The sequence below is a fragment of the Dyella sp. 05T440 genome (assembly GCF_056395965.1).
In genome coordinates, this window is record NZ_JBFTKN010000014.1 from 88,708 (window position 1) to 108,977 (window position 20,270).

12 protein-coding genes are annotated in these 20,270 nt (G+C 64.1%); 5 read left to right on the top strand and 7 right to left on the bottom strand.

All coding sequences use genetic code 11. From position 1 onward, the window contains the following. Positions 1-73: 73 nt before the first annotated feature. Both AC1DE1_RS17225 and AC1DE1_RS17230 read left to right on the top strand, forming a co-directional pair. Entirely contained in the window at positions 74-955 is an 882-nt protein-coding gene (locus AC1DE1_RS17225) for a LysR family transcriptional regulator (RefSeq protein WP_477176658.1), read from the top strand. A 208-nt stretch (positions 956-1,163) separates the two neighbouring features. Next, the gene (locus tag AC1DE1_RS17230) at positions 1,164-1,874 is read left to right on the top strand and encodes a glutathione S-transferase (RefSeq protein WP_477176659.1); all 711 of its coding nucleotides are present in this window, start codon (positions 1,164-1,166) and stop codon (positions 1,872-1,874) included. Here AC1DE1_RS17230 and AC1DE1_RS17235 read toward each other — a convergent pair. Beyond that, complete coding sequence (locus AC1DE1_RS17235; RefSeq protein ID WP_477176660.1) at positions 1,871-2,302, bottom strand: EamA family transporter; 432 nt, start codon at positions 2,300-2,302, stop codon at positions 1,871-1,873. The two genes, AC1DE1_RS17230 and AC1DE1_RS17235, sit on opposite strands and share 4 nt — an antisense overlap. A 30-nt stretch (positions 2,303-2,332) precedes the next feature. Further along, positions 2,333-2,866 (bottom strand): DUF2782 domain-containing protein, encoded by a 534-nt coding sequence (locus AC1DE1_RS17240; protein WP_477176661.1) that lies wholly within the window; start codon positions 2,864-2,866, stop codon positions 2,333-2,335. Between the two features lie 153 nt (positions 2,867-3,019). Here AC1DE1_RS17240 and polA point away from each other — a divergent pair, with 153 nt between their 5' ends. After that, a complete protein-coding gene (gene polA, locus AC1DE1_RS17245) occupies positions 3,020-5,809 on the top strand; it encodes a DNA polymerase I (protein ID WP_477176662.1) in 2,790 nt (929 codons plus the stop codon). Positions 5,810-6,266: 457 nt separating this feature from the next. Next, the gene (locus AC1DE1_RS17250) at positions 6,267-7,292 is read left to right on the top strand and encodes a LacI family DNA-binding transcriptional regulator (RefSeq protein ID WP_441604859.1); all 1,026 of its coding nucleotides are present in this window, start codon (positions 6,267-6,269) and stop codon (positions 7,290-7,292) included. A 99-nt stretch (positions 7,293-7,391) separates the two neighbouring features. Here the strand turns inward: AC1DE1_RS17250 and AC1DE1_RS17255 are convergent, their stop codons facing one another. The 5 genes from AC1DE1_RS17255 to AC1DE1_RS17275 form a co-directional block, all read right to left on the bottom strand. After that, entirely contained in the window at positions 7,392-8,879 is a 1,488-nt protein-coding gene (locus AC1DE1_RS17255; RefSeq protein WP_477179158.1) for an MFS transporter, read from the bottom strand. Further along, positions 8,876-11,080: an alpha-L-rhamnosidase-related protein gene (locus tag AC1DE1_RS17260; protein ID WP_441604842.1), complete on the bottom strand. Its 2,205-nt coding sequence runs from the start codon at positions 11,078-11,080 to the stop codon at positions 8,876-8,878. The genes AC1DE1_RS17255 and AC1DE1_RS17260 overlap by 4 nt, the downstream gene beginning before the upstream one ends. A gap of 11 nt (positions 11,081-11,091) precedes the next feature. Next, the gene (locus tag AC1DE1_RS17265) at positions 11,092-13,425 is read right to left on the bottom strand and encodes a glycoside hydrolase family 31 protein (protein WP_441604843.1); all 2,334 of its coding nucleotides are present in this window, start codon (positions 13,423-13,425) and stop codon (positions 11,092-11,094) included. After that, positions 13,425-14,999, bottom strand: coding sequence for an alpha-amylase family glycosyl hydrolase (locus tag AC1DE1_RS17270; RefSeq protein ID WP_441604844.1), 1,575 nt, complete (start codon positions 14,997-14,999; stop codon positions 13,425-13,427). Before AC1DE1_RS17270 ends, AC1DE1_RS17265 begins: the two co-directional genes overlap by 1 nt. Positions 15,000-15,175: 176 nt before the next feature. Next, positions 15,176-18,061: a TonB-dependent receptor gene (locus AC1DE1_RS17275; protein WP_441604845.1), complete on the bottom strand. Its 2,886-nt coding sequence runs from the start codon at positions 18,059-18,061 to the stop codon at positions 15,176-15,178. Between the two features lie 515 nt (positions 18,062-18,576). Here AC1DE1_RS17275 and AC1DE1_RS17280 point away from each other — a divergent pair. Then, positions 18,577-20,193: an alpha-glucosidase family protein gene (locus AC1DE1_RS17280; protein ID WP_441604846.1), complete on the top strand. Its 1,617-nt coding sequence runs from the start codon at positions 18,577-18,579 to the stop codon at positions 20,191-20,193. The last annotated feature ends 77 nt before the right edge of the window (positions 20,194-20,270 follow it).

Sequence of the window (20,270 nt, forward strand, 5' to 3'; positions counted from 1 at the left end):
GACTGCGCCTATTGGACTGCCAGACCATTGATTAATCAAATCGTTTTATCTGATCCACTGATACACTATTGGCATGAATATCAGCCTGCGCCAGCTTCGTGCCTTTCTTGCCGTGGCCCGCCAGCAGCATTTCCGCCGGGCGGCGGAGAGCATGCACCTGAGCCAGCCGGCGGTGAGCCGCCATATCGCGGATCTGGAAGCGGAGCTGGGTATCCGCCTGTTCGACCGCACCACCCGCGAGGTGCTGCCCACCGAGGCGGGCCGCTATCTGGAAAGCGCGATCGGGCGCGTGCTCGACGAACTGGAGGGCGTGCTCTCGCACGTGCACTCGGAAAGCGAGCGCAAGCGCGGCAAGGTGCATGTGGCCTCGGTGCCCACTTTGTCCGCGGGATTAATGCCGCGGTGCATCGCCGATTGCGCCCTGCGCTACCCCGAGCTCACCATCCAGTTGCACGACCAGGCGCAAACCATGGTGCTGGATAGCGTGCGCGGCGGCGAAGTGGATTTCGGCGTGGCGATCGATCCTCCGCTCACCGGCGAATTTGATAGCGAACGCCTGTTGCGCGATCCGTTTGTGCTGGTCTGCCGGCCCGATCATCCGCTCGCGCAGCTCGAACGCGTGCCCTGGCGCAAGTTGCAGGGGCAGCCATTGATCCTGCTCGACTATTCCTCCGGCAGCCGTCGCCTGATCGATCACGCGCTGGCGAGCCGCGGTATCGAGGCCAACATCGTGCAGCAGACTGGCCACACGTTCACTACGTTCCGCATGGTCGAAGCGGGGCTCGGCATCAGCGTGAGCCCCGCACTGGCGCCGCCGCCACCCACCCTGGTGACGCGACCGCTGACGCCGCAGGAAAGTCGTGAAGTGGTGTTGATCAAGCGCCGGCAGCGGTCGCTGTCGCCGTTGGCGATGCTGGTGTGGGAGCGGTTGCGCGAGTTGACCCGGGCGATGTAACCGCGCCCTGTGGGAGGCACCCTGTGCGCGACTGGGCGTCTCGGCTAGAACCGGACGTTCCAGTGTCATGAGGGCTTGTCGCGCACAGGGTGCGCTCCCACAGTTTTTTCTTGAGGGGGTCGAACAGTGATGATCGAGGCGATGCCGGAATCACGCTTCGTTGAATGCGCAGCACTTAGCCTCGCCCTCTTCTTCTGAGGCTCTCGTCATGCGCTACAAGCTTTACTACTGGAGCGGCATCCAGGGACGCGGCGAATTCGTGCGGCTCGCGCTGGAAGATGCCGGTGCCGGCTACGACGATGTCGCGCGCGAGCAAGGCGACCAGATCATGATGCCGTTTCTGCAAGGCAAACATCCGGGCGTCCTGCCGTTCGCGCCGCCCTTTCTGCGCGCGGGCAAGGAGGTGATTGCGCAGGTCGCCAATATTCTCGCCTACCTTGGGCCGCGTCATGGGCTGGTGCCTGCGTCCGAACCGGCGCAGCGCTATGCGATGCAACTGCAGCAGACTGTGACCGATATCGTCGCCGAAGTGCACGACACGCATCATCCGATTTCCGGTGACCTGTACTACGAGCAGCAGCGCAGCGAGGCGCGCCAACGTTCCAACGCGTTCTGCGAAGCGCGCATCCCGAAATTCCTTGGTTATTTCGAGCAAGTGCTCGACCGTGGCGATGGGCGCCACGCGGTTGGGCGCCGCCACTCGTACGTGGATCTGTCGCTGTTCCAGCTGATGTCAGGACTGGACTATGCGTTTCCCAATGCGATGAAGTCGATCCGTCGCCGCACGACCAAGCTGCGCGCACTGCAGGAGCGTGTAGCGGAGCGCCCTAACGTCGCGGTCTATCTCGCCTCGGAGCGGCGCATCGCATTCAACGAGGACGGCATCTTCCGCCACTACCCGGAGCTGGATGAGCGCTAGAACACCGCGATGATGATAGCCCCGAGCACGATCAGACCGCCGCCGATCGCGAGCGACCAGCTCACCTGCTCGCCCAGCAACAACACGCCGAGCACGATGGCGATGGCCACGCTCAATTTGTCGATGGGCGCGACGCGGCTCACCGGACCCAGCTGCAACGCGCGGTAATAGCAAAGCCATGAGAGGCCCGTGGCGATGCCCGACAGCACCAGGAAGACCCAGCTGCTGGTGGGCAACCCCGTGGGGCGCGCCCATTCGTTGCGCAGGCTGAGAATGCCGGCCGTGACCAGCAGGATCACGATGGTGCGAATGAAAGTGGCGAGGTTGGAGTTGATGCCCGCCACGCCGAGCTTGCCGAACAAGGCCGTCAGCGCGGCGAAGAACGCCGAACCCAGCGCAAACAGCAACCAGCTCTCGCGCAGATTCATTCGGTCCTCGCCGCTGGCAGTCGCACGGACTTACTGGCCGCCGTTGTCCTGGTCTTCGGCGGACTTGCTCTTGCCCCACTCCATCACCTTGTACATCACCGGCTTCACCGGCTCGCCAGCCTGATTGGACCAGGCGCCCTTCTGGTCGACGATATAGGTCTGCGGAATGCCGCTCTTGGGCGTCACCACCACCATGTAGACCTGGCCGCTGCGGCTGTATTCCTGGATGGTCTGGTCGCCCTGGGTGACCACCTTCACCTGCGGCGGTGCGTTGCCGTTGGCATCGCGCGGCTGGGCGTCGGAGGTGGCCGGGGAGGAAGTCTCCGGTGCGCTCAGCGTGGCTTCCGTATCCGCGGAGACATTGCCCGATGCCGATTTCTTGGTGGCCGCGGACTTGGGCGCGGGAGCCGTCTTGGGCGCCGGCGGCGGGGGCGTCGCCTTCACACCCGGGTCGTTCATGCCCGGCGGCGGCGGGGCCGGCGGAAACTGGCTGGCGGACGACTGGGCAAGCGCATGGGACGCGATGGCCACACCAAGAACGGCAAGCAAAGCGACGGGTTTCATGATGATGGCCTCCTGTGGAGAGTGGAGCATATCAGCGCCGAACCGCACGGCTCGTGAAGCGTCCCCGGAGCGTCGCGGAGAGACCGGGACGGCGTTGCGCCGCGCCTCAACCCACAGCCGTGCAGCCCGGTGCACGCGTGCGACAATTGCGGCATGGCCAAGCTCATCCTGATCGACGGTTCCTCCTACCTCTACCGCGCCTTCCATGCGCTCCCACCGCTCACCAATTCGCAGGGCGAGCCCACCGGCGCGCTGTTTGGCGTGGTGAACATGCTGCGCGCCACGCTCAAGGCAAAGCCCGACTACGTGGCCTTTGTCAGCGACGCGCCGGGCCCCACCTTCCGCAACCAGCTCTACGACCAGTACAAGGCCAATCGCCCGCCCATGCCGGACGATTTGCGCGCGCAGGTGGACCCCATGCTCGCCATCGTCGGCGCGCTCGGCTTTCCCATCCTGCGCGTGGCCGGGGTAGAAGCCGACGACGTGATCGGCACGCTCACCGAGCAGGCGCACGCGCAAGGTATCGAGGTGGAGATTTCCACCGGCGACAAGGATCTCGCGCAGCTGGTGCGCCCGGGCGTCACCTTGGTCAACACGATGACCAACACGACCACCGACAGCGCGGGCGTGATGGACAAGTTCGGCGTCGAGCCCTCGCAAATCGTGGATTTTCTTTCGCTCACCGGCGACACCGTGGACAACGTGCCGGGCGTGCCCAAGTGCGGCCCCAAGACCGCGGCGAAATGGCTGGCCGAATACGGCACGCTGGATAACCTGATTGCCAACGCCGACAAGATCGGCGGCAAGATTGGCGAGAGCCTGCGCGCCGCGCTGCCGCAGCTGCCGCTGTCGCGCGACCTGGTGACCATCAAGCTCGACGTCCCGCTGGATGAGTCGGTGTCGCAGCTGACGTTCCGCGAACGGCATAGCGAGGCATTGCGCGAGTTGTACACGCGCTACGACTTCAAGGCGGCGCTTAAGGAAATGGATGCCGAAGCCGGCGCAACAACCACACCTGTGGGAGCGCACCCTGTGCGCGACGCGGGCGCAGCGGTCTTAGGCAACGCTACCGACACGGCCAGTCGCGCACAGGGTGCGCTCCCACAAGAGCCTGAGCACGCGGCGAATCTTGCGATGGCCGGCCAATACGAACTGGTCACCACGCAGGCGCAGTTCGAAAGCTGGCTGGCAAAGATCGCCACGGCGCCGCTGGTGTCGTTCGATACCGAAACCACCTCGATCGATTCGATGCAGGCCGACATCGTGGGCCTGAGCCTGTCGGTGGAACCGGGCCATGCCTGTTATGTGCCGCTGGCGCACGACTATCCCGGCGCGCCCGCGCAGCTGTCGCGCGAGCAGGTGCTCGCCACGCTCAAGCCGTTCTTCGAGGACGCGACCCGTCCCAAGATGGGCCAGCACGCCAAGTACGACATCAATATCCTGTCCAACTACGGCATCCATCTGCGCGGCCTCAAGCACGATTCCATGCTGGAGTCGTATATCTGGAATGCCACGGCCACGCGCCACGACATGGATTCGCTGGCGCGCAAATACCTGGGCGTGGAGACGATCAAGTACGAGCAGGTTGCCGGCAAGGGCGCCAAGCAGATTTCGTTCTCGCAGGTGGATCTGGATACGGCGTGCCGCTATGCCGCCGAAGATGCCGACATCACGCTGCGCCTGCACCATGCGCTGTGGCCGAAGCTGGAGGGCGAACCTTCACTGCGCTCGGTCTACGAGAACATCGAGATACCGCTGATCCCCGTGCTCGCCTCGATGGAACAGCGCGGTGTATTGATCGACGTCAACGAGCTGCGCATGCAGAGCCAGCAGTTGGGCAAGCGAATGCTGGAACTGCAGCAGGAAGCATGGAAAGGCGCGGGGCACGAGTTCAACCTCGATTCGCCCAAGCAGCTGCAGGCCGTGCTGTTCGACGAGCTTGGACTGGCGGCAAAAGTGAAGACGCCGACCGGTCAGCCATCCACCAACGAAGAAGCACTGGCAGCCATCGCGGACGATCACGCGCTGCCGCGCCTGATCCTCGACTACCGCGGGCTCGCCAAGCTGCGTTCTACGTATACGGACAAGCTGGCCGAAATGGTCAATCCGCGCACGGGACGCGTGCACACCAGTTATCACCAGGGTTCGGTGGCCACGGGACGCGTGTCTTCGTCCGATCCCAATCTGCAGAACATCCCGATCCGCACTGAGGAAGGCCGCCGCATCCGCCAGGCTTTCGTGGCGCCGCCGGGTTGGGTCGTGCTGGCGGCCGACTATTCGCAGATCGAGCTGCGCATCATGGCGCACCTGTCCGGCGACGAAGGCCTGGTCAAGGCATTCAAGGAAGGCGGCGACGTACATCGCGCCACCGCCGCCGAAGTGTTCGGCCTCAAGCCGGACGAAGTGAGCGCCAACCAGCGCCGCGCGGCCAAGGCGATCAACTTCGGCCTGATGTACGGCATGAGTGCGTTTGGCCTCGCCCGCCAGCTTGGCGTGGATCGCGGCGAAGCCAGCGACTATATGGCGCGCTACTTCGCGCGCTATCCGGGCGTGCATGCCTTCATGGAAGCGACCCGCCAGCAGGCGCATCGCGATGGCTATGTGGAGACGCTGTTCGGCCGCCGCCTGTATCTGGAAAACCTGCAGTCGCGCAACCAGGCACTGCGCGCCGGGGCCGAACGCGCCGCGGTGAATGCGCCGATGCAGGGCACCGCGGCGGACATCATCAAGCGCGCCATGCTCGCCGTGCACGACTGGCTGCAACCGCGCGACGACGCGCACATGCTGATGCAGGTGCACGATGAACTGATCTTCGAGGTGCGCCAGGATGTGGTCGAGGAGGTGCGTGCGGGTGTGGTCTCACGCATGTCGGGAGCGGCGGAGCTGTCCGTGCCGCTGCTGGTGGAGGCGGGAGTTGGCAAGAATTGGGATGAGGCGCACTGAGGGTGAGATGGGGTGCTCCAGTACCCTCTTCCTCCACCTGTGGGAGCGCACCCTGTGCGCGACAGCGGCGCCGAAGGTCTCCTCTCCGATGGGTCGTCGCGCACAGGGTGCGCTCCCACAGTTTCGGCGCGGGGCTGCGCAGCGAAATGTTCGATTTTCGTCAAATGAACGCCTGCTAACCAAAATCGTATGCGGCAGTGCAACTTTCGCCGCCTGGCGCGTTCTTATATCTCGGATGCACGCAACGGCATCCGCGGGCTCGCCACCTCCCTGGACGAGCCCAAACGGTAAGGCGAACCTCTCCCCTGGGTTTCGCTTTCCACCCCGGCCCCGAGGATTCCCCCCTAATCCTCGGGGCTTTTTCTTGCCTGTCATCCCGGCCAGAGGCATGAAAGGACAGCGAGCACACAAGCCGCTAGGATCTGCGCACTGACTCAAGAGTCACCGCTGCGTGCAGATCAAGGGAAAAGTCACCTCATTCGATATCGCCCACCTGGCCGGGGTCTCCCAGTCCACGGTGTCGCGCGCCTTGCGCGGCAGTCCGCTGGTCAACGAGGAGACGCGCCGGCGCATCCAGGCGGCGGTCGATGAGCTGAACTACAAGGTCGACAAGAACGCCTCGGGCCTGCGCGCCAAGCACACCGGCACGCTGGCCCTGCTGCTGTTCGAGGACCCGACCGCGGACGAGTCCCATATCAATCCGTTCTTTCTTTCGATGCTGGGCTCGATCACCCGCGCCAGCGCGCAGCGCGGTTACGACCTGCTGATCTCGTTCCAGCAGTTTTCGCGCGACTGGCACGCCGACTACGCGGACAGCATGAAGGCCGACGGCATCATCCTGCTCGGCTACGGTGATTACCTGGCCACGCGCGACAAGCTGCAGAAGCTGGTGGACCAGGGCACCCGCTGCGTGCGCTGGGGCGCGGTGCTGCCCGATCAGCCGGATGTATCCGTGGGCTGCGACAACCTCAGCGGCGGCCGCGAGGTCACTGCGCACCTGCTCGAACAAGGCTGCCGCCGCATCGCCTTCCTGGGCGACGCCTCCAGCCACTATCCTGAATTCTTCGATCGCTATCGCGGCTATGCACGCGCCCTGAGCGACGCCGGGCTGCACGTTGAGCCCTTGCTGCAAGTCAATGCGGAAAGCACTGAGCGGTCCGGCTACGACGCGCTGGAAACGCTGCTGTCGCGGGGTGTGAGCTTCGATGCGGTGTTCGCCGCCAGCGACCTGATCGCTTTTGGCGCGATGCGTGCGCTCGCCGACCACGGTCTGCGCGTGCCGGACGATGTGGCGCTGGCGGGTTTTGACGATATCCCGATGGCGAGCTTCGTCAGTCCGCCGCTCACGACGGTATTGCAGGACACCAAGCTCGCAGGCGAGATCCTGGTCGACAATTTGCTCGCGCTGATTCGCGGCGAGCCGGCACAAAGCGGGATGTTGCCGGCGAAGTTGATCGTGCGGAAATCCAGCGTCAAACGCTGAAGAAATCCCACTGTAGGAGCGCACTTGTGCGCGACAACCCGATGGCGATGACGTCTGGTAGTCCGCGGTCGCGCACAAGTGCGCTCCTACATTTTGAGATTAATGCGCTACTACCGGGTCCAACCGCGTCGACGGTTCTGCGACCCGCAACGTGCACAGCCCCGCGATCAGCAGGCTCGCCCCGCCCATCGCCAGCGCCCAGATCGCCTGGCCATGGAAGAACAGCCTCAGCAACAGGCCCAACACACTGGCCGCCATCAGCTGCGGAATCACGATGAAGAAATTGAAGATGCCCATATAGACGCCCATCTTCGACGCCGGCAGGTTGTCCGACAGCAGCGCGTACGGCAGCGACAGGATCGAGGCCCACGCAAAACCCACGCCCACCATCGACAGCAACAGCCACTGCGGATCGCGGATCACCAGGATCGACAGCAGGCCCGCACCGCCCAGCGCGCAATTGAGCAGATGACTGATGCGCAGGCCCCAGCGACGCACCATCCACGGAATGGCGGCAGCCGCCACCGCCGCGAAGGCGTTGTACGCGGCAAACAGCACGCCCACCCAGTTGGCACCTTCGTTATAAGCGGCCGAATGGACATCGGTGGTGCCGTAATGCACTGAAGTCACCGCAGCCGTGGTGTAGATCCACAAGGCGAACAAAGCAAACCAGGAGAAAAACTGCACGACGGCAAGCCGGCGCATGGATTCGGGCATGCCGTAGAGATCGCCCATCACCTGCTTCAGCATGCCGCTGCTGCGTGTGATGGACAGCCATGAAAACAGTGCGCCGAACAGCACCAGGCCGCCCGCCAGCAGATACAGCTCTTTCTCCAGCGCGTAGTGGCGGATCGCCACCAGCAGCGCGGCGCCCGCGATGATCAGCAGCACGCCGAAGCGCCACGCTCCCGACGCGTTCGTCACGGTGGTCTCGACCTGACCAACGGTGAAAGCTTCCAGCTCACCCGGCGGATATTCGCGCGTGGTGAGCACCGTCCACAGCACCGAGCCCAGCAGCACCACGCCGCCGAGATAGAACGCGTATTTCACCGTATCGGGAATGGCGCCCTCGCCCGCCACATTGCTCACGCCGAGCTTGGCCAGCAGCCAGGGCAGCAGCGAGGCCACCACCGAGCCCACGCCGATGAAGAAGCTCTGCATCGCATAGCCCACGGGGCGTTGGCGCGGCGGCAGCTGGTCGCCTACGAAGGCGCGGAACGGCTCCATCGAAATATTGATCGAGGCATCCATGATCCACAGCAGCCCTGCCGCCACCCACAGCACCGGCGAGTTGGGCATGCACAGCAGCGCCAGCGTGGTGAGCACCGCACCGATCAGGAAATACGGACGACGACGGCCCAACTTTGTCCACGTACGATCGGACAAGTAACCGATGATCGGCTGCACCAGCAGACCCGAGAACGGCGCGGCGATCCACAGCGCCGGGATATCGCCGACGTCCGCGCCCAGGGTCTGGAAGATGCGGCTGACGTTCGCGTTCTGCAGGGCGAATCCAAACTGGATGCCCAGGAAACCGAAGCACATGTTCCAGATCTGCCAGAACGACAGCTCGGGCTTGCGCGTCATGGCTTGGCCGTGACCGGCGACGGCGACACCAGCATGGCCTCGACCTTGGTATCGTTGACCGGGCCGCTCGCCCCGCCCTGCTCGCCGGTGTAGTGCGCGTTGTGGCGCAAGTCACTCATGTTGAATCCCTGGTCCAGTCGGTAGCGGCAAATCGCACCCGCCCGCGTCAAGAAGGTGGCCGTGGCGGAGCGCTGCGTGCCCACACTATGCGGCATCACCACCGGTACGCGCTGTGGCGCTGCACCATCGCACGACACGTCCAGCAACTTCACCGCGGCGGTGACGCCGGTGTTGATCGGCCCGTGGTCGTTTACATAGTCGAATGACACGCTGAACGAGCCATCCTTCGGCGCCTTCCACTCCCACGGTCCTGGCCCTGCAAGGCGCGTTTCCTCGCCCTTGCAGGTGGCCATGCTCGGCAAGGATTCCAGACCGTCGTCTCCGACGCGCGTGAGCTGGAAGCACTGGCGCGTGTTGCCCTTGGGCAGCGTGAGGCTGCCGTCGATCGGGCCCACGCGATGGCCGTCCAGATACAACATGCCCTTGCCCTGGAAACCGACCTGCCAGCGATTGCCGTTTTCGGTAACCGCGGGCGCATCGGGCATCTCCGCAGCGAACAGCGGCGCATCGGTGCGCAGCGGCTTTGCGCCGGAATGAATCGCCTTCAGCTGCACGATGGTCTCGTCGCCCTCGCGATGCTGCGACTGGGTCACCAGCAGATCACCGTCGAGCTTGGCCGGACGCACCAGGGTGATGCGCTGGCCGGCCAGATCCAGCGTGATTTTCTGCTTGTCGCCAAACAGCGGCGCTACCCACGACGCAGGCAACTTCGGTTCAATGTGCCCGCCATCGTCGAGACCGAACACACCGCTGATCACCATGTCGAGATAACCCGCCACCGACCACAGCTGACGCGGCGAATTGACCACCGGACCACTGAGCTTGCCCTCGTCGACATGCACGGCCTGGGAGACCAGCTCGTAGTTCTCCATATTGGACGAGGCGAGCGCGGCGCCGCGCAGGATCGAATCCATCTCGTGCGCAATGCGCGTCGAGTCGTTCACCGTGCGCGCGGCGCGCAGCGCGTAGGCACTCACGAACGGCCAGATCGCGCGGTTGTGATAGACCGGCTGATCCTTGCGCTCCGGCCAGATCACCGGGCTGCCCGCCTGCCAGGCGGGATAGTTGTCCAGCGACTGCTTCGCCCTGGGGGTATCGGCCACGCCGCTGGTCACCGCCAGCGAAATGCCGAGCAGGTCGTAACTGTCGACCGGCATGGCTTCGGGACCGAGGTAGCTCATGTACATGCCGCGGTCGGTGCGCCAGAAGTGCGCGTTGATCGCCTGCTTCAGTGCAGCCGCCTGCACGCGAAAGTCCTTGGCCGAAGCATCGTGCTGCTGATCCGCCAGCTGCGCCGCGAGTTGCAGGGCCTGGTAGTGCAACACGTTGGTGGACAGCGCGAACGATTCGCCGATATAGCGCACGTCTTTCTCGGTCCACGCGGGATAGGTCTGTTCGCGCCAGTCGAGGAAGGAGGTTTCGCCGCGATAAAGGCCCAGCTTGCTGTCGAAGACGTAGAGACGATCCTGCGCCAGCGTGTCCTTCAGCGCACGCCAGGTGTCCTCGGCGAACGCCTTTTGGCCCAGCAGATGCCTGGCACCGAGGAACCACACCACGCGATCGGTGCTGATCGGCCAGCTGCCGCCCGAACCGGTGTCCTGCATCACGTAGAGGCCTTGCGTGGCCGCGGGCTCGCGCACATCGGAGAGCTTGAAGCGCAGCGACTCGCGCGCTCGATCCGCATCGATGCGCCACAGTGCGAGGTCAATCGAGTACGAGACGTCGCGCGTCCACACATACGGCCACTTCTCGCCCGTGGCGTAGCAACGGCAGGGAATTTCCTTGCCGTGGTCGTAGGCACCGTCCTTGATGGCAGATACCGCATCGTGGCTGAGATCGTCCTGCGCCATCGCGAACAGGCCATCGAACAGCGGGCTCGCCGTATGCACGGACAACTTCTGAGCGGCAATGCTGCGGTCGCCGTTTGGAGCATGGAGCACGAAGCTGCCGTTGGCCTCGCTGCTCATGCTGGCGGTTTTGCCCTTCCAGCTCACATCGCCGTGGGGCGTGATGGCCTGGGCATGGACAACGCCGGCAAGCAGCGATGCTGCGCAAGCCAGCGCGAGACGCGCACGACGCATGGGCGCGCCACTCACGGCTGCACCGCCGACGTGTTCAGCTGGATGTTCTTTGCCTTGCCCGCTTCCACTTTCACGTACGTCACCTCGCCAAAACGATCACGGCCATGCGCCCAGCCTTCGCTGGTGGATGCGCGCAAGGCATCGAGACTGCCGAGTACCGGCAGCGGCTTGCCATCACTGCTCACGGCGCCGGCCGGAGCGCCGTGGATGGCCAGCACGTAATCCTGCAACGCCGGCTTGAATTTGCCGCTGACCGCCGCTGCATGGAAGTTCACCACGTTACCCTCGCGACGCACCGACAGCGCCTGCAGGAAGTAAGCCCCCTGCTCGTAGCCGTAGGTGTCGCCGTCGTCTTCGTAGACGCTGAAAGCCGTTTCGCTGTCGGACGGGAACACCTGCACATCCAGCGATGTCACTGGCTGCTGGCCGACATGGTCCATCACCGGCTGCTGCGGGATGATGGCGCCTTCGCGCACGAACAGCGGCACATCGCTCCAGTTCGTGGCATCGACGCTCAGCGTGATCTCGCGATCGCCCTCGTACGCCTTGCCATCGAACCAGTTGATCCAGCGTCCGTGCGGCAGCTGCAGATGCTTGACCGTCTGGCCCTGCTCCACCACCGGCGAGACCAGCAGGTAATCGCCGAACATCCATGCGTCGATGCGATCGCGCTGGGCGGGATCGTTCGGATAGACGAACTGCAGCGGACGCACCAGACCCACGCCGTTGGCGTGCGACTGGTACTCATAGCTGTAGATATAGGGAATCAGCGAGTAGCGCAGGCGGATCGCCTCGGCCGCGGCCTTTTCGGCGATCGGCCCGTAGACCCACGGCTGGCGTTTCTGGCCGAAGTCGGCGTGCACGCGGAACACCGGCGTGAACGCGCCGAACTGGATCCAGCGGGCATAGTTCTCGGGCACCGGCATCGGCGCCTTGAAGCCGCCGCCGTCCATGCCCCAGTGCATCGCGCCGACATCGAACGCAGCGAGCATGCGCTGGCGTTGCGCGGCCATGCTGGCGAAACCGCTCTGGATATCGCCGGACCACACGCCATAGGCGTAGCGCTGGGCGCCCAGATAGTAGTTGCGGTTGATGGACCACACGCGTTTATTGCTGATGCCGCGCTGACCGTCGTACAGGGCGCGCTGCATGTTGAGAAATTGCGTATCGACGCCGCTGTCGTCGGCTTCGTCGTTCCACCAGCCCACGATGCCGGTCTCGAAGGAATGCTTGAGCGCATCGTTGAAGAACCACGTGCGCACTTCGGGCTTGTCGAAATCCACGTCGCGCACGGGCTTGTGCGAGAAGTAGTCGGGGGCCAGTTTCGACTGCGCCAGCCAGTAGCCGCGTTCGGTGGCTTCGCGCCCTTCCACCGTGTCCACATGCACGCGCGGCTTCATGATGCCGGTCATGTGCATGCCGCGCTCGTCCATCTGCTGCTTGAGCTTGCCGTCGGGGCCATCCGGGAATTTGTCGGTGTTCCAGCGGAATTCGCCCATGTCCTCGCCCCATGCCTTCCAGTCGAAGTCGAAGGTGAAGTTGTCGATGGGGATGTGCTTGGCCCGGTAGGTGTCCACCAGGGTCAGCGCTTCCTTCTGGTCGATGCCCCACTGGCTGTTGGTAAAACCCATCGCCCACTTGGGAAACATCGGCGCCGCGCCGCTGATCTGGCGCACCTGGGCGAACAGCGCATCGGGCGCGCCCACCAGCAGATAGATGGTGTGCACCGCCGTGTGCGGGGCCTGGATGCCGATGCGGGTGGCCGACAGATCGAACTGCGCCGGCTCCGCGTCGGCGAGCACGCCGTAGCCGGCCGTGCTCCACACGAACGGCGCACCGGTATGGCCCTGCCTCCCTGCAGTCGCGATCTGCTTGCTGTTGCGCAGGAGATTGCCGGTTTGCGCATCGAAGGCATTGAGGCCGCCGATGCCGTACTGCGGATCGCCCTTGGTATGCGCCAGCGACCAGCGGCCGTCCATCGCGTGCGAGAGATCGGCGCTGAGCAGCAAGCGCCCCTTGGGGTCTTCCACCTGAAGTTGCGAGCGGCGCGAATTCCAGCGCATGGTCAGTTGCGCTGAACGCAGGATCTGCTCGTCGCCCTGCGTCTCGCGCATCACCTCGACCGGATCGAAACTGGCCTGCTGATCGATCACCGGGGTGGCCGGCTCGCGCGTGCCGTCCACGCGCAACTGCACGATGCCCGGCGCCAGCAGGCGCAGTTCCAGCTTGCCCTGGGGCAGGCTCAGTTCCATCCGGTCGGCGCTGGCGTCGTTACGCACGGCCATGGCCGCCGGCGTGACGGCCATGGCGCCCAGCAGCGCCAATGCAAGCAGGCGCGGCCGCATCAGCGCACCACGACGGTGCTGTAGGCGGGGAGCTGGAGATGGCCATGGTCCAGTGCGGCGTGGGCTTGGGTGGTCAGTTGCACGGCGGCGTCCTTGGGCAGGAGATCCCCCTTAGGTTTCCACACTGCGCTCTTGCCGGAAAGGTTATGCACCACCAGCAGCTTCTGCTTGCCGTCGTTGCGCCAGTAGGCGACCACGTTGGGCAGGCCGGTGGCGACCACGGTCAGGTCGCCGTCGCGCAGTGCGCCGTTCTGGGCGCGCCAGCCAATCAGCGTGCGATAGGTGTTGTACAGCGAGCTGGCATCGTCCTGCTCGGCCTGCACGGACACGGCCTGCCCCTGGTTCACACTCGAAGGCTTCCAGCGAGACTCGCCCGGGCCTGCTTCACGCGTCCAGCGCATCGGCTCGCGCAAGTTCTCGTCGGGCTTCTTGCCTTCCATGCCCAGCTCTTCGCCGTAATAGATATACGGCCGGCCCGGCAGGGTCAGCAGCAACGCGGCGGCCATGCGCATATGCTCGACGTTGCCGTTGAGGCGGCTCATCACGCGTTCCTGGTCGTGGTTGGACAGGAAGGTGGAGTCGATATGCGGGGTGTCACCAGCGACTTTATAAGCGTCGTAGGTGGCCTTGAGCAGATTGCCCAGCTGGCCCGCACGCTCGCTCTTGGCGCTGACGATCAGCTGCTCGGCCAGCGGGAAGTCGAAAATCGAACCCAGCGGCTTGAGGTAGGGCGCGAGTTCTTTCGGCGAGGTGGCGCTGACTTCGCCCACCAGGGTCACGTTCGGGTGCGTCTTGGCCAGCGCATCGTGGTACTCGGTCCACCATGCCACGTTCTTGTCCAGCGCCTTGGCGCTGTGCACGTCCGACTTGAAGTCGACGTAGATGTGTTTGGCGGCATCGAGGCGGAAACCGTCCACGCCCTTGCCCAGCCAGTACTGGCCCACCTTGATCATCTCCGCGCGCACGGCCGGATTGTCGTAGTTGAGGTCCGGCATATGGCCGCCGAAAACACCGATGTACCAGCCATCGTTGCCGGCGTGCCAGATCGGCGTATCGGTGGCGCTGATGGCCTTGAGATCCGGCTGTTTGGACGTCCAGCTATACCAGTCGCGATGCGCGCCATCGGCCTTCTGCGCGTCGACAAACCACGGATGTTCCTTGGCCGTGTGGTTGATCACCATGTCCATGGTCACGGCGATGCCGCGCTTGTGCGCTTCGGCGACGAGATGCTCCATGTCAGCCGTCGTGCCGTACTGCGGATTGATGCCGTAGTAATCGGTGATGTCGTAGCCGTGATAGCTGGGCGAGCTGTTGATCGGCATCAGCCAGATACCGCTGATGCCCAGCGATTTGAGGTAATCGAGCTTGGCCGTGACGCCGTTGAGATCGCCGATGCCGTCGCCGTTGGTGTCGTACCAGGCGCGCACGAAGATCTCGTAGTAGACGCCGGACGATGGCTGGATATTGGAAGCAGGCGGCGGTGTTGCGTCGGCTGCGCGTGCGCCCATCGGCGCGGCGCCGAGCGCAAGAGAGAGGGCGAGCGCAAGAGAACTGAACAGGCGATTCCGGGACATGCTGAGCTCCATTCGAAGGCGACTGGCCATCGACGGAACGGTACACCGGAACGCAGACATCGCATCGGACCGGAAACCGCTACGCCGGGCCTCGCGGTGTGTGGATGCCGTGCAGAACACACAGCACCGGAAAGCATCGCGCCGGCACTCCTTAAGGAGGCCGGCGCGATCGTGGCTTACAGCTTGAAGTTGACGCCGAGGTAGCTGGTACGACCGAAGTACTGGATCGTGCCGGTCTGTGACGGGTCGGAACCGAAGTAGGTACGGGTCGGCTGATTGCTGAGGTTCAGCATCTGGTAGACCACGCTCCACTGGTCGGTGATGTTGTACGAGGCCTGGAAGTCGTACACCGTTTCAGCGGCGAAGGTGACCATCTGGTTGGTCACCGACATCTGCGTGTCGGAGGCGAACTTCGAGCGGTAGTTGCCGGACAGTCGGGCCGAGAACGGACCGTAGTCATAGAACACCGCCGCACTCGCCACGCGCTTGGACAGACCCGGCAGACCGATATACGAGGTCGGACCGCCCAGCGTGGTCGGGTTGCTCACCGTGCTGTGGGTCAGCGCGAGGTTGGCCTGCACACCCAGACCTTCCCAGATGCCCGGGAAGATGTGGTTCTTGGCGAACGACATTTCCAGGCCGGTGACTTCGCCACCCTTGGCGTTGAATGCCGTCTGGTACTCGCCATTGAGGTACGGCTTGCCCGTGGTCGGATCGGTCGGCACCGGGATGCCTGCCGAGGCGAAGTCGAAGTTGTTGTACGTGACTGCCTGGACGAACGACTTGATGTCCTTGTAGAACACGCCGGCACTGACCAGACCGCTGGAGTCCTGGAAGTAGTGCTCGTACGTCAGGTCATACTGCGTCGCGCGCAGCGGATCGAGCAGCGGGCTGGTGCCGCCCCAGACGTTGTAATAGTTCTGGTTGCCTGCGGTCGACACCCACGAACCCGAACCGGCCAGCATCTGGTTGATCGGCGGACGCGCGAGCACCTTGGCGGCGGCGAAGCGCATCTGATCTTCGTCGGTGAAGTGGTAGATCAGGTTGAGCGACGGCAGCCAGTCGGAATAGGTCTTGCCGACGGTGAGCGGCGCGTAGTCGAGGCTGGTGTTGCCGTTGCCGTCGGTGATCGGAATACCGGCGCCATTGCCCACCTGCTGCAGGCCATTGCTGTACTGCGACTGGTGCGAGTAACGGAAGCCGACGTTACCGGTCAGCTCGTGGCCGAACACGTCCTGCGCATCGATGTCCGCCATGAAGTAGACATCGCGGGTCTTCTCGTCGACCGAGCCGCTCTGGATCTCCGACCAGCTCTGGTCGGTGATGTTCTTCACCGGATTGGCCGTGATGCCATGGGCGGCAAGAATCGCCGGGCCGTTGAGCTGCATGAAGCACGGGTAGCCCGAGAACTTGCCGCTCCAGCAGGTGACCTTGGCGGCGCTGGCCGGAATGGTGAGCGGCAGGGTGCCGCTGCCACCCCACTCATTGCCATACACGTAGACCTCGCGGTCCGCGTTGTAGGTGTGATTGTTGACGTACACACCTGCTTCCAGCGCGGAGAACCAGCCGCTGTTGGGCAGGTCGTACTTCACGTCGGTGCGGAACGCCTTCATCTTGTCGTGATAGATGTAGGGGTACACGCCGTAACGCGACAGCGCCAGGTCGTTGAGGTTGGTGTACGCGCCCGGATTGGCGAACGACACCGTGCCGAGGCTGCGACCAGCCAGCTGGTAGGTGGTGGACTGTCCCATCAGCTGCGGGTTGGCGGTGCCAAGACCCGTGTACGGATCAGCCGTGGTGTCCACGTTGATCTCGTTGCTGGTGGCGCGCGATAGCGACAGGTCGGTGTTGACGTGCCAGCGGTCGTGGTTCCACTTCATGTTCAGGCCACCGGAGAACACGCTGGTGTCGGTGGAGTAGTTGTCGGCCGTGGTCTCGTTGGAGAAGTTGCCGCCGCCGGTGCTGGTGATCGTGCCGCCAGTCATCGTGCCGTAGGGGCCAAGCACGGCATTGGAGATCAGCGCCTGGTTGCCGTACATGTTCTGCGAACGGAAACCGTAGCCGAACGAGGTGTTCTTGTACTTGGAGTAGAACGCATCAGCGCCGAACTGCAGTTCGTCGGTGGCCTTCCACACGATGGTGGCGACTTCGCCGGTGCGGCGCTCGGTGCCGCCGTTCTGCTGCAGCTGAAGACCCTGGGTCAGATACGCCTGCTGACCGCTGGGCAGCGTGACCTTGTTGCCATCAGAGGCTTCGCCCACGAACTGCTCGGCCACGTGCGGCTGGTACATCTGCGCCACGCCCAGGCCCACGCCCAGGGTGTCATTGAGGAACTTGCCCTGCCATGCCGCGCTCACGCGATAGCCGGTGGAATTGGCGCCTGCCACATCGCCCGCCTGGCTGTTGTAGCTGCCGCGCGCGTCGATGTTGAGGTTCTGCTCCTTCGGCGCATTGAGCGGGTTGGCCGTCTCCATGCCGATGGTGCCGCCGACGCCGCCGGTGATCAGCGAAGCCTGCGAGGACTTGTACACCGTGGCCATGTTGATCAGCTCGGACGGGTACTGGTCGAACTGGATGTAGTTGCTGCCGCTGGTGGACGGCTGCTCGCGACCATTGAGCGTGGTCTGGATGAAGTTGCCCGAGAGGCCGCGGATATTGATCTGCGAAGCCTGGCCAGCGATGCGCTCAGCGGACACGCCCGGCAGGCGGGTCAGTGCATCGGCAATGGACTGGTCAGGCAGACCGCCGATGTCGGCCGGGGTGATGACGTTCTGGATCGTATCGGCATAACGCTGATAGTCGATCGCCTTTTCCATGCCCTGGTTGTAACCCGTCACCGTGATGGTGGACAGGCTCTTGGCCAGCTGCTCGTCCTGGGTCGGCTTGCCCTGATCGTCCTTCTTGGTGGACGGATTGGTCTGCGGGCCTGCGTCTTGCGCACTGTTGGCGGCGGCAGTGCCGGTCGCGTTTGCGCCCGCATCCGCCGGCGCTGCATGAATATTCGCCGTCAAACAAAGACCGGACGCCAGCGCCAGGGCCAGCACATTACGTTTCAGTTCCACCGTCTTCCCCTCCCACGGGTTTGCACTTCATCTTTGGTTTTGTAGTTGCCGCAGCGATCCCCACAGACCGCCGCGGGCTACGCGCCAGTGCAAGCCGAGAAATCTTCGGAGGGCCCCGTCGCGTGGCGGCCATGGTAGGGCTGCAAAAAACCCCGAACAGGCCTATGCATACGTATTCATGACCCGGTTTTTTTGTGCACCTTTGACAAAATTCTAAGGGGTGCGAGTCTCACGGCCGTTGTCTGCGTACGGTTGGCCGCCACTGCGCATTGCGCTCGGAAAACGGATGACGGCGCGGCTTGCGGAGCTTCAGCGCACCTCGCCGAGCGCAAGTTTCGCCGCTCCGCGACGAAACCTTTTGCTACCTGCTGCATCGCAATATCCCGATTTTCTGAATACGTATGCAGTCGAAGCGTCCGCTTTGCACTCTGCCTTTAAGCTGCCCCCCGCGCTTCGCAATCGGAGCGATTAGATCTGCGCGCGACGCAGGCATTGGGCGGGAACGGGACAAGCGAATGAGTGAAGCACCCTGGTGGCGAGGAGCCGTCACCTATCAGATCTATCCACGCAGCTTCATGGACACCAACGGCGATGGCGTCGGTGACCTGCCGGGCATCGTCGACAAGCTCGACTATGTCGCGAGCCTTGGCGTGGATGCGATCTGGATCTCGCCGTTCTTCCGCTCGCCCATGGCCGACTTCGGCTACGACATCGCGGACTATCGCGAAGTCGATCCGCTGTTCGGCAGCAATGCGGATTTCGACCGCCTGCTGGCCAAGGCGCACAAGCTCGGCCTGAAGGTGATGATCGACCAGGTGCTCAGCCACACCTCGATGGAGCACGCCTGGTTCAAGGAAAGCCGCGAGAACCGCGACAACCCCAAGGCCGACTGGTACGTGTGGGCTGATGCGAAAGCCGACGGCACGCCGCCCAACAACTGGCTCTCGCTGTTCGGCGGTTGCGCCTGGCAATGGGAACCGCGCCGCGGGCAGTACTACTTGCACAACTTCCTGACCTCGCAGCCCGATCTCAACTACCACAACCCCGACGTGCGCCGCGCCGTGCTCGACGAGGTGAAGTACTGGCTGGACAAAGGCGTCAACGGTCTGCGACTGGATGCGATCAACTTCTGCTTCCACGACCGCGAGCTGCGTGACAATCCGCCCAAGCCCGAGGAAAAGCGCGTCGGCCGCGGCTTCAGCCCGGACAATCCGTACGCGTTCCAATACCACTACTACAACAACACGCAGCCGGAGAACATCGCGTTCCTGGAAGAACTGCGTGCCTTGATGGACCAGTACGAAGATGTCGCCGCGATCGGCGAAATCTCCTCCGAAGACTCGCTCGCCACCACCGCCGAATACACCAGCGGCAATCGCCTGCACATGGGTTACAGCTTCGAGCTGCTCACCGATGATTTCAGCGCGGGCTATATCCGCGGCACGGTGCGCAACCTCGAGGCGCAGATGCTCGAAGGCTGGCCGTGCTGGGCCATCTCCAATCACGACGTGTCGCGCGTGCTCAGTCGCTGGGGCAATGGCCATGCCTCGCCGAAGCTGGCCAACCTGCTGAGCGCCATGGTGTGCTCGCTGCGCGGATCGGTGTGCGTGTATCAGGGCGAAGAACTGGGCCTCACCGAGGCGGACGTGCCGTTTGAGTCGCTGCAGGATCCTTACGGCATCACCTTCTGGCCGACCTTCAAGGGTCGCGATGGATGCCGCACGCCGATGCCGTGGAACGGCGGCATCAACGCCGGCTTCAGCGTGGGCGATCCGTGGTTGCCGGTGCCCGCCGAGCATCGCGCGCTGGCCGTGACGCTGCAGGACGCGACGCCCGATTCCACCCTCAACGGCTTCCGTCAGTTCATGGCATGGCGCAAGACCCAGCCGGCGCTGCGCTGGGGCAGCATCCAGTTCATCGATACGCCCGAACCCGTGCTCGCCTTCACCCGCAAGCACGGCGATGAGACGCTGCTGGTCGCGTTCAACCTGTCCAAGACGGCGGCAGCGCTGCCGCTGGCCGGCCTGGGCAAGCTCACTGCCATCGATGGTCATGGACTGAGCCAGGGCACGGCGACGGCCGATGGCCTGAGCCTGCCTGGCCACGGCGCGCTGTTCGCCCGCGTGGACTGACCTCGCTTTCCCCTCTCGACGGCGGCAGCCATGCTTCACGCCGCCGTCGACTTTTCCCTTTCCCTCTGCTCCTATGG

Excerpts from the sequence above, each read along its gene's own strand:
- AC1DE1_RS17270 (WP_441604844.1), bottom strand. The coding sequence starts at position 14,999 with ATGTCCCGGAATCGCCTGTTCAGTTCTCTTGCGCTCGCCCTCTCTCTT.
- AC1DE1_RS17240 (WP_477176661.1), bottom strand. The coding sequence starts at position 2,866 with ATGAAACCCGTCGCTTTGCTTGCCGTTCTTGGTGTGGCCATCGCGTCC.
- polA (WP_477176662.1), top strand. The coding sequence starts at position 3,020 with ATGGCCAAGCTCATCCTGATCGACGGTTCCTCCTACCTCTACCGCGCC.
- AC1DE1_RS17235 (WP_477176660.1), bottom strand. The coding sequence starts at position 2,302 with ATGAATCTGCGCGAGAGCTGGTTGCTGTTTGCGCTGGGTTCGGCGTTC.
- AC1DE1_RS17255 (WP_477179158.1), bottom strand. The coding sequence starts at position 8,879 with ATGACGCGCAAGCCCGAGCTGTCGTTCTGGCAGATCTGGAACATGTGC.
- AC1DE1_RS17260 (WP_441604842.1), bottom strand. The coding sequence starts at position 11,080 with ATGCGTCGTGCGCGTCTCGCGCTGGCTTGCGCAGCATCGCTGCTTGCC.
- AC1DE1_RS17265 (WP_441604843.1), bottom strand. The coding sequence starts at position 13,425 with ATGCGGCCGCGCCTGCTTGCATTGGCGCTGCTGGGCGCCATGGCCGTC.
- AC1DE1_RS17230 (WP_477176659.1), top strand. The coding sequence starts at position 1,164 with ATGCGCTACAAGCTTTACTACTGGAGCGGCATCCAGGGACGCGGCGAA.
- AC1DE1_RS17225 (WP_477176658.1), top strand. The coding sequence starts at position 74 with ATGAATATCAGCCTGCGCCAGCTTCGTGCCTTTCTTGCCGTGGCCCGC.
- AC1DE1_RS17280 (WP_441604846.1), top strand. The coding sequence starts at position 18,577 with ATGAGTGAAGCACCCTGGTGGCGAGGAGCCGTCACCTATCAGATCTAT.